Below are 10,127 nucleotides of genomic sequence, written 5' to 3' on the forward strand. Positions count from 1 at the left end.
GGGCTGGCGGAGGATAGCACTCGCTACGACAGATGCCCCACCGTCTTCTTCCGCCTATGAGTCCTGAGCTTAGTGAGAGAGTTTGAAAAGCTCTCTGATTTTGCGGTGTTCTACCCTGATCTGGAGAAGGCAACGGTCTATTCAGGTGGGAGTAAAGGCGGCAGATAACTGGCCCGAAGCGAGCGCGTCTGCCGATAATTCGGCAGTGCGCGCTGCTGTAACTCAACTAGTCAGGCGGCTATTATCGGCCTGTGCGACAGAGCAGCGTGCCAGAAATTTTCAAACGGATTAAGGCTCGCAATCCATGATGCCTCTCCGCAGTATCAATGCCCCCCATCGACGTCCTTCACAGACGCACCGACAAGACCCTTGATCCAGTAACCTGCCGCTTTGATCCATTGAGGGGTGATCTCACGCTCCTCCAGAAGATATCGACGCAGAGCCTTTGCCACATTGGCCTCCGCCGCAATCCAGACGAAGGTACAATCACGGATCTCAATTCTCTCAAGCATAGCAATTAGGCTATCAGCCTGATTTGCTTGCTCAGGAGAACGATAGATCCAATGTGCTGCATGATGGGCAGCAGTCACAAAAACCTGTTCGTCAGCCCCTCCGGGAATTGCTACAACGCTCGTGACCGAGGCGCCAGCAGGAAGCTCCTCAATCCGGCGACCAATGGCAGGCAAAGCGGTTTCATCACCAATCAACAACCACTGATCGATTTGTCCGGTAATGACCTGCGATCCGCGCGGACCTGCGATTTGTAGATGATCACCAGGCTTGACCGAGCACGCCCATGCGGCCGCTGGCCCCCCATCATGCTTTACAAAATCCAGAAGTAAGGTTCCGGTCAGTGGATCGTATCGACGCGGCGTATAGTCTCGGCGCGTAGGCGTACCGTCCAAATCAGGAATAAATATCTTGATATGATCGTCGGGAGACGAGCTGACGAACCCTTCCAAATCTGGCCCTGTCAGGGTGACCCGGATCACATGCGGGGTCAAATTTTGGACTGAATCCACCTTCAGAGTACGCTGACGGAGTTCATGACGAACCCGCTGGATTTCTGGTGCATCGCTACGATCAGAAATAGACTGAAAAATACTCATCTGCATATCCTTCCCTTCGGGCTGACAGACCATCGGTCTGCTAGATAGGCAGACGCACAGTTCGCCAGCCTTGAAGCTGCGGTTCTGTGCGTTGTTTCACGTTAACGCATACGACACCCGACCTAAAAGACCGGATGGATAATTAGAATAAAGCGTCGATCCACCCTCCGTGTCAATCGCTGTCAACCGCTCCTGATGCTCCTAGGCACCTCACAACATGCTGGGTTCTGCTCTTCAACAGCAAAGAAAGCCAGGCTGCTGCATGATCTATACCCCAATTAACATGGGAGTGATGGAATCACATAGAGAGACCCAGAACTGGTGGGTTTTTCGAACCTTCCAGGTGATGGCATCGCACCAGATCTGACTGGGTCGATCGAGCATCATATCCCGCAGTAGAGAGGGATATTTTCGATGCGCCGTATGTTATATCGTCGTGCGTGGCTTCTGATGGATCGTCCGCAGACCTATCGGAAGCCATGACCCGCAATACAGCATCTCCAGAAACTGACCATGAATCAGCCGCATCAACGTAAGATCGGCGTCGCTCCTTGGTACCGGCCGGTAATAGACACTCGACCGGTTTAGATGTAGCAGCGCGATGGCTGCGCCACAGATAATCGAGGCCGTTTCAGGTCAATCGTTTGCTGCCTCTATTCGCTGAACTGCTCATCCCTGAATTTTCACAAAGGTTCTAATAACTGCCGCGGAGAGTGAAATAGAATGTCCGTGGTTGACCATAGATTGCGCCATCATAAAAGCCTGCTTGTCTGTAATAGGTCTTATTAGTCAGATTGCTGATATTTCCGGTAAGATTAAGCCAGTTTGTAAGCCGATAGCGGGCCATTAGATTGATCAGCGTGTATCCGTTCAGGTACAGGTTAGACGCATCATACTTTCCGTTGCCTAACGGCCGGCCTGGGTTGACTGGCCAGGAGGTGCTGGTCTGTGTGGTAAAACCGCCGCCGATCGTCAGGTTGTGTAGTGCTCCCTGAAAATTATAAGTTGTACTCATTTTAATCAAGTTATGTGGATCTTCCTGATATCCCAGCCCTTTTTCCTGAAGATAGCTGTAACCAAACAGGATATTCCATCCACGCGTGAGTTGTCCGGAAATGTCAAAATCAACGCCTTCGGTTTTAACGCCATTGGCAGATGTATAAATTGTGTTTCCGGTAATAGAGTTGGTCAATCCAGTCGTTTTTGCAACGTTGTTTTGATTGTTAAGGTAGAACGCAAGTGAGCTATTTAGGCGACCATGGAAAAATTCGCCTTTAAGGCCGGTCTCATAGCTTTTGCCTAAAACTGGGGAGAGAGGTTGGTTATTAGCATCCCTATAAGCGGATTGCGGAGTGAAAATATTCGTATAGCTTCCGTAAAGTGAAATATTCTTGGTAATATTATACACAAGGCCCGTGAATGGTGTAAGAACCGCATTCTGATTCATCGAACCGGAAGAGGATGTATAAGAATTTTTATTGTTATAAACGCCTGAGTAGTACTGATAAGAACTCATTCTTCCGCCAAGGATAAGATTCAATCCTTTTGCTAATACGAAATGACCACTTACATACGCACCGTAGTTTCGTGTGACGTCCACCTCACGTGCGTTGGTGCGATGAGTACTGAAATTGGCATAATTCCCATCCCAATTTTTCCAATCGGTAATTGCTAAACCCGTGGAACGGTATTGGCAATTTGAGTATGGTGTAACATTGGATATATTACAGTTTCCTAAGGCTTTACTGAATGACCATGTTGTTAATTCATCACTGTATCCATTAAAGCCGAAGACGATGTTTTGTGTGTGTCCGAGTGCCCTGAATTGTCCTGTCAAACGAACGTCTGCTGTGTCACGAGTGTCATTATATTCAGCATGGAGCGCATTAAGGTAGGCACCTGTGCCATCCTGGTTCCAAAATCCAGCATATCCACCCGTACTTTTGGAACCATTGTTTACCTTAAGATTTCCAAGGTTTTGATAATTTCCGCTCCATGTATGCATGTAGCTCACGCGAAGATGCCAGTTTTTTGAAAATCTGTGGTCGTAATTTCCGAAGGCTGACATTGTATTGGCTTCCGAAAAGCTCCAATTGGCTACTGGGTTTGTGCTGCGCGGTAGGCTTGTACGCGTACCGTCCGCATACCAGATCGGAACATTTGATCCCCAAGAGGCACCATTATCTCGCGTCTTTTCGTATTGGAATCCCCAGTTTATAACGTCTCGACTGGAAAGATTCGCCGCAAAATTCGCAAGTGCACCAATGTTATAGAAGCTTTCGCGCTGCCTGAAGGTATCGGAGTCTTCCCAGGAAAATACATATCGGCCTCGTATCGTTCCGGATTTATTGAGAGGCTTATTTATATCCAGCATGACACGATGGTCATTCCAGTTTCCGAGCCGAAGCATGGCGTTGACCTGCTGGGTTTTGGTTGGCTGCTTGCGTTCGAGATAGATGGTTGCAGACGGATCGCCTGTTCCCCCCATGAGACCATTCGCGCCACGGATGATTTGAACATTGTCGTACAGGTCCATATTCATGGTCGAACCTGAACCACTAAATCCTGTAGATCCGTTTATCTGCATGCCATCGACACGATAGTTTGTAATATCAAAGCCCCGGGCGCGGTAAGTGGTGCGCCCTGCGTTATCATTCTGAAGTGACGTAACGCCCGCAGTTGTTTTCATGACATCGTCTAGCGTGTTGATCTGCATGTCATCCATCAACTGCCGTGTGATGACGGTAACGGTCTGAGGCGTTTCACGCAGGCTTAAAGGTAGTCCGGTCGATGCGCTGGTCTTGTGTATGGTATAAGTATTTAGAGTATTATTCGAGCCTATAACGGAAATATTTTCTATATTTTTATTTTTTAATGATATTTTTTTGGTAGTATTGTTATGATGATGGTGATTATCTTTGTTGTGTAAATGATGCGCAGCAAATGCAGGAGCAGGAAGAATAAATGCAGAGGCGAATAGGACGGAGCGCATAGAGAACCGAGACAGAGGAGGAGTTATGTCAAACATCTATGGCACTCGATGAAATTAAGAATAACTCGCAATAACATGCATTCTGCGGCGTGTGCAAGGCAGCGGGTTCGAAAAACCTTCTGGTTTTGCTAATTCGCAAACAGAGTCCAGTTCGTGGGGTGTGCCTCGATGTGACCGTATGGTGTCTGCGCCCTTCTGTCCGCATAGCGGACCCTTTAGGTGATCTTGCCGGCAGGTTATTCAGGCACCATTTTCCAAACCATTAGGAAACATCCTCTTTCTGCGGAATATCGCCATGCATGTCACTCCTGAAGCGCATCCTTTGATCGTCATCTGCGGTTATGGCCCGGGCGTTTCACATGCCGTAGCCCAGCAATGGGCACAGTCTGGTTATCGCCTCGCTCTTGTTGCGCGTAATTCCGAAAAGCTGGACAAGGCGGTCGAGCAGTTCACGGCGGAAGGTATCGAGGCCCATGCCTACAGCGCAAATCTGGCCGATCCGGAAGCCGTGACAAGAAGCATCGTTCGGGTCGAGGTCGATCTGGGTGCGATCTCGACGCTGCATTGGAACGCCTTTACTTATGCTACCTGTAATCTGCTCGAAGCGACCACCGTAGAATTGCAATCCTTGCTGGATATAACGCTTCATGGACTTCTTGCTGGCGTGAGAGCCGCCCTTTCTGGTCTGTGCGTCCAAAAGGGCGAGGTTCTGGTGACTGGCGGCGGCTTCGGTTTCTTTGATGACGAAGTTGATGCCTTCGTCGCCCGGATCGGAGCGATGGGCGGCGCTGCCGCCAAGGCAGCTCTGCACAAGGCCGTGGGCGTTCTGCACCAGAAACTAGCGGCAGATGATGTCTATGTAGGGGAGGTGGTCATCAACTCTATGGTCAAGAACACCTCTTTCGAGGATAACGCTTCCACTTTATTGCCGGAAACGGTCGCAGCCATGTTCTGGGATCTGCACATTGGCCGTAAGGCGGTGTCGATCACCACGATCTGATTACGAAACCTCCGTGTCGGAAGGACTCCAGAGGCTGTATCGACGAATACTCAAAATCTATGAAATTACGAACTAGGAATCTCAATCAACGGTTTCTTGATCCGTTTAGATGGACGTTAACGTCGGAATATTCCAGTAAAACCATCTGTCTTGCTAGGGGTGCCAGAAGGTTAGGCCGCCCCCCTAGAATCAGCGATACAGAAAAAGCAGAAAGTGATAGCAGACAGGCCCAGAGAAGAAATCCAAACCCTCCTCCATCGTGCCAAACAGCCATAATCAAAATACTAGTTTGCAGAAATCCTGCCAACAGACGAGCTATAAAAATGGCGTTTTGTGATAGTTCCGACGTCTTGGTGGCTCGACGATGCGGAAATTGCGTCAGTGCTAAGAGTGAAAAAGATATAAAAATGATTAAATAAAAAATCATATAGATAAGGATTGATACCATTACAGATGCTCTCCTGATGGGATTCTTAAGGTATTAGGTAATCGTGCTCTACGAGACAGACGCATCGATGTTATTAAGGCTAGTGCAGCTCCGACCACTAATACACCATCCATTCCGGCCACTGGCCAGAGATAACGATGGAAGAGTGTTCGCAGTGGGTGATCTCCTGTCGTAATCCAGTTTAGCAATGCGGCAAGGAGCGCAAGAACTCCGATGGTGGTGCTTTGCTCGATCCACATTTGGCGCGGCCGCATCCAGCCATGCAGGAATGTTGCAAGCCAGGAAAGATAGAACGACCAAACTTCCAAAGTGGCACGGTCGTGGCCAAATAAATATGCATCCGGAGGTAGCAAGCGGTTCGCGACGAAGAAGATCAATGTCGCAATGATGATCCCCGTTACTGACCCTGAGGTTAAGCCCTCCACTATACGGAAGCCGAAAGTGTTATTCTGTGTCTTTCGGCGCGTTTCAAGCCAGAATAAAAATCCTGTTCCAATCAAAACACAACTTCCTAGACCTAAAATGAAGTAGAACCAGCGCAAGGCCCAGTGATGAAATTGAATGAGATGCAAGCCGCTTAGAAAGCGTTCAGCACGAATAATTAGATGTGGCGTTGGAGATCGAGAAAAATATTTTCCGGTTGGCCCTTCGAATGAGATGACATCCCTGTCAACAACGACCTGCCGGTCACATTCGCGAAAAAACGCCATTCTGCTTGTTGTTGTGCCAGGATTGACTACGAGGATCGTATGAGGCTCCGCTCCAGCCCAGACTTTCCGAGCGAATAAGGCTGCTTTATCCAGCGAAGCAACGGGTGCGCCTGTCTTTCCGGACTTTATCGGGAGGAATGTCAGGCCGTTAACCTCAAAAAAGTAATCACGCGGGTTTGGATAAACAGCTTTCACATTGCTGGGGAAAAATGTTGCGCTCAGAATGATAAGACCGGAGAATGTAAGGATAATATGAAAAGGAAGACCAAGAACACCAGCCATGTTGTGTATATCAAGGAGTAATCGTTTTGAATTTTTGTTTGGCCTAAAAGTAAAAAATTCTGAAAATATTTTTCTATGGATTATAATTCCCGTGACGCACAATGCTAGCATGCTCATAGATGCCAACCCAACCACCCATTCTCCAATATTCATTAGTCTAATTTCAAGTGTATAATGAAATGGAAAAATGAAACCTGTGGCTCCAAGCGTCCCGCTGTTCGGAAGTTCTTTTCCTGTTACCGGGTCGAACTCACGCGTGATGAATTTTTGGCGGGTTCGGTAATGGACATGAACGACGGCCTGACGGTCATCAGGCATGATCACGTTCCAGAAGGCGGCTTTCGCAGTAATCGCGTCGTTCAGTGAAGGTCTAAACGTTTCGAGTGGTAAAGGGCTTGTCGCGGCAGGAAGTCGCGTGGCCGGCTCCATCCAGGAATCGATCTCGCTATCGAACACTGAAAGCGTGCCCATCCAGAAGATTGCAAACAGAATGCTTCCAAGTACGACCCCAGCCCAAGTGTGCATCCAACCCATAGAACGTCTGAAATTCTGATCCATGTTAGTGCCCGATGACAAAAAATATGCAGTTCTCAGCAGTAAGAACGAGAACAAACATTGTGAGAACCTGCCACAGCCTTCGGGAGGAGAAGACCCAAAGGGCCAGGCACAAATAGAGGATGAATCCCAGCATCATTCCCAGTGCTACAACATCTACACGGGGCATTCCGGAAGCAAACAGGATAATGCAGAATACTGAGAGCGTTGAGGAGGTGACAAAATAGGCGCCTCCGGTTGCTAAAATAACTCTTGCGAAGACGCCTGATCTGGACCGTCTCATTAGAAGTCAGCAGCGATCGAGAAGCGAACCGTTCGCGGTGCACTCAGTGACAAGAATCGGGCCCCGCTGGAATTCCAGTAGCGAGCGTTAGTCACATTATCCACGTTCAGGAAAAACGTTATCTTTCCTTTTTTTGTAGCTGGATTTCTCATGGCATAGCGGGCACCCAAGTCGAGACGGACCCAATTGGGAATACTTCTCCTGTAGGATGTCGAGTTTTCAATGTATTCTGACCCAGTATACATGATGTCAGACGTTACCGAGAGGTCTTTGATAAATGGTATGTCGTAATCTAACCCCATGTTGAAATTAACAGGGGAGGTGTTCGGTGCTCGCTGACCGTTGTAAGTGCCTCCCTGCGTATTTGTGAGAGTAGGGTCTAGAAGCATCACACCGCCCGTAGCGCGTAGACCATGCAAAACTTCACCAGCAATATTCAATTCGAGACCGCGATTACGCTGATTTCCGTTCACTGTAAGTATATTGGTTGCTGCGTTGGAAACAGTGTTGGGTTGGGATATCTGGAAAACATCGAATGTAGCTATAAACTTCCTGAAATCCGCTTTTACGCCGACTTCATATTGCGTCGATTTGTATGGAGCGAGGATTTCACCTGCATTGGCATAAGTTGTGCCAACCGTCGTTCCCTGCTGTAGTCCCTGGATCCAGTTTCCATAGATCGAGACATTCTTCAGCGGTTTGAACACGGCGAGCACAGCCGGACTTATGGCCGTTTTGTCATAAATTCCAGAAGCTGCTCCTGTTGTGGTGCTGTAGCTCGCGCTTTGTACGCGTTGAGCTCGCAGCCCGGCTGTAACTTGAATACGATTGTGCAACGTAGAAATCGTGTCGACAAACGCCAGACTGGACAGGGTCGATGTTCCAGTCTTCGGAGAACTATAGGGAACAGAGACACTGCGGTTCAGAGGATAATAATTTTTTCCGCTGTAAATATTCAAAGCATAAGCAGGAATATCAGTGTTCGAACCAAAAATCCGACCCATCGTAAGATCAAGACGGTTAGCTGAGAACGCCAGATCGTGCTTGAGGGGGCCGGTATCGACTTTTCCGCGAACGCCTAAATCGGCAGTCAGATAACGACCGTTCTGTACAATCCCAACCGGGCTGGAGCCAGACGCCGCTCCCTGGGCATTGCTAACAACCACATACTGAGAATATGCGCCCCTGTATTTGTAGTCATGAACACCAACACTGCCATAGGCCGTAAAATTACGGAAAAGATCTACTTCTCCTCGGAATACCCCGAAAATGTCTTCTCCATTGAAGTAACTCCAGGGCAGCTTGTAGTTTCTTTTAACCTTTGAGACATCGGGGACCGGCACGCCTGCAGCCAGCGAGTAGTATGGAAGAACCCCATCGATGTTACGAACCTGGTAGCCGAAGTCAGTCGATAGCCGGACATGGTGTAGTCGAAGATCAACGCCCGCTCCAACCAGCGCCGTTTTCATTCCGCTATAGGGGATTGCGGTCGAGCCCGAGCGGATCATGCCGTTTACACGAATACCAAGCTGCTTTTCCTTGCCATAACGCCGTCCGATATCAGCATGTCCCCCGAACTGCGAGTTGGAGGTATAATCCGCTTCGATCTTCGTAATCGGCGTATCATGGGCCCGCTTGGGCACGACGTTGACGACACCCCCGATTGCACCTCCAGGGGACATGCCGTTCAGCAAGGCCGCAGGACCGCGCAGCACTTCAACCCGTTCGGCAAGTTCCGAGGTGATGCCGCTGAATGGCATCATCCCGTACATTCCACCATAGGAAATATCCACATTATCCAGTGTAAAGCCACGGATCTGCAGGCGTTCTACGCCAGCCGTTCCTTCCGAGAATATTCCTCTGACAGAAGGGTCGTCTTTCAATGCATCCCGGATTGTTCGAATCTGTCGCTCTTGGATGAACGCTTCAGTATAGCTTGTCATATTGAATGGCGTGTCCATCACATCCCGGTTGCCCAGCAGCCCGAGCTGTCCGCCACGCGCAATCTCTCCACCGGGCAGCGTTGGTGGCAGATTACCAATCATTGCTGTGGCGGGGACTGCAATGCGATAACGTCCTCCAACCCGTACTGGGCCAAGCATAATGGGAGAGGAAACTTGCAAGATGGAAATGCGCTGGCCTGAACGTGAAAACGTATAACCACTTCCAGCCAGAATACGACTGAAGGCCTCATCTGGTGTCATGGTCCCTGACACGGCGTTCCCTCGTAGCCCGTCGACTTTGTTCATGTCGTAGAACACCTGCAGTCCGGCTTTTCGGCTCAAGGCAAGCAGGGATGCGTTGAGGTCACCCGCTGGAATATTGACCGAGATCATCAGCTGGGCTGTGGCATTGGGAGCGAATTGTCCCTGCGCATGTGCGGGTATTTCAGAAACTAAGAAGCTCGTAACAGCCAGGGCCGTTCCTGACATCAACCAATAAAAGTTTCTGCACTGTCCTGCCAAACGGTGCGCCTTCTGAAAGCTCATTCTTTTCCCATTTCCCGAAGCTTTGGGTATGCAATCGCGAATGAATTGCATTTTACTCAGGAGGTAGGACGACCAAGCCTGTGGGAATCAGTAAGGTTTTCTGATTTTTCTTGGTTTCCTTATGTGAATTTGTTTATTTACATATGCTTGTGTCTAGGCTCGGGACCCATTGATTTGATTATGGAAATCTGATTCAGGCTCTGCGAGGAGACTGGCAATGAGCGACCTGTTTTGGCTGACGGATGAACAGATGGATCTT

Annotated in this window: 6 protein-coding genes and 1 pseudogene; 2 read left to right on the top strand and 5 right to left on the bottom strand. The window is 49.1% G+C overall.

Going from position 1 to position 10,127, the window contains the following annotated elements:
• Positions 1 to 155: 155 nt before the first annotated feature.
• Positions 156 to 299 (top strand): annotated as a pseudogene (locus GKA01_RS14130) (IS3 family transposase); the annotation flags it as partial.
• Between the two features lie 24 nt (positions 300 to 323).
• Here GKA01_RS14130 and GKA01_RS13235 read toward each other — a convergent pair.
• Both GKA01_RS13235 and GKA01_RS13240 read right to left on the bottom strand, forming a co-directional pair.
• On the bottom strand, positions 324 to 1,109 hold the full coding sequence (locus GKA01_RS13235; protein ID WP_146864043.1) for a siderophore-interacting protein: 786 nt from the start codon (positions 1,107 to 1,109) through the stop codon (positions 324 to 326).
• A 694-nt stretch (positions 1,110 to 1,803) separates the two neighbouring features.
• Entirely contained in the window at positions 1,804 to 4,137 is a 2,334-nt protein-coding gene (locus GKA01_RS13240; protein WP_228120082.1) for a TonB-dependent siderophore receptor, read from the bottom strand.
• 259 nt (positions 4,138 to 4,396) lie between these two features.
• Here GKA01_RS13240 and GKA01_RS13245 point away from each other — a divergent pair, with 259 nt between their 5' ends.
• Positions 4,397 to 5,101: an SDR family NAD(P)-dependent oxidoreductase gene (locus GKA01_RS13245; protein WP_146864046.1), complete on the top strand. Its 705-nt coding sequence runs from the start codon at positions 4,397 to 4,399 to the stop codon at positions 5,099 to 5,101.
• Positions 5,102 to 5,186: 85 nt separating this feature from the next.
• Here the strand turns inward: GKA01_RS13245 and GKA01_RS13250 are convergent, their stop codons facing one another.
• The 3 genes from GKA01_RS13250 to GKA01_RS13265 form a co-directional block, all read right to left on the bottom strand.
• Positions 5,187 to 5,549: a DUF3325 family protein gene (locus tag GKA01_RS13250; RefSeq protein ID WP_146864048.1), complete on the bottom strand. Its 363-nt coding sequence runs from the start codon at positions 5,547 to 5,549 to the stop codon at positions 5,187 to 5,189.
• Positions 5,549 to 7,099 (bottom strand): PepSY-associated TM helix domain-containing protein, encoded by a 1,551-nt coding sequence (locus tag GKA01_RS13255; protein WP_146864051.1) that lies wholly within the window; start codon positions 7,097 to 7,099, stop codon positions 5,549 to 5,551. The genes GKA01_RS13250 and GKA01_RS13255 overlap by 1 nt, the downstream gene beginning before the upstream one ends.
• 279 nt (positions 7,100 to 7,378) lie before the next feature.
• Positions 7,379 to 9,868: a TonB-dependent receptor gene (locus GKA01_RS13265; protein WP_228120083.1), complete on the bottom strand. Its 2,490-nt coding sequence runs from the start codon at positions 9,866 to 9,868 to the stop codon at positions 7,379 to 7,381.
• Positions 9,869 to 10,127 lie beyond the last annotated feature (259 nt).

It is taken from the genome of Gluconobacter kanchanaburiensis NBRC 103587, from assembly GCF_007988905.1.
In the GTDB taxonomy this organism is placed as follows: domain Bacteria; phylum Pseudomonadota; class Alphaproteobacteria; order Acetobacterales; family Acetobacteraceae; genus Gluconobacter; species Gluconobacter kanchanaburiensis.

Excerpts from the sequence above, each read along its gene's own strand:
- GKA01_RS13235 (WP_146864043.1), bottom strand. The coding sequence starts at position 1,109 with ATGAGTATTTTTCAGTCTATTTCTGATCGTAGCGATGCACCAGAAATC.
- GKA01_RS13240 (WP_228120082.1), bottom strand. The coding sequence starts at position 4,137 with ATGTTTGACATAACTCCTCCTCTGTCTCGGTTCTCTATGCGCTCCGTC.
- GKA01_RS13245 (WP_146864046.1), top strand. The coding sequence starts at position 4,397 with ATGCATGTCACTCCTGAAGCGCATCCTTTGATCGTCATCTGCGGTTAT.
- GKA01_RS13250 (WP_146864048.1), bottom strand. The coding sequence starts at position 5,549 with ATGGTATCAATCCTTATCTATATGATTTTTTATTTAATCATTTTTATA.
- GKA01_RS13255 (WP_146864051.1), bottom strand. The coding sequence starts at position 7,099 with ATGGATCAGAATTTCAGACGTTCTATGGGTTGGATGCACACTTGGGCT.
- GKA01_RS13265 (WP_228120083.1), bottom strand. The coding sequence starts at position 9,868 with ATGAGCTTTCAGAAGGCGCACCGTTTGGCAGGACAGTGCAGAAACTTT.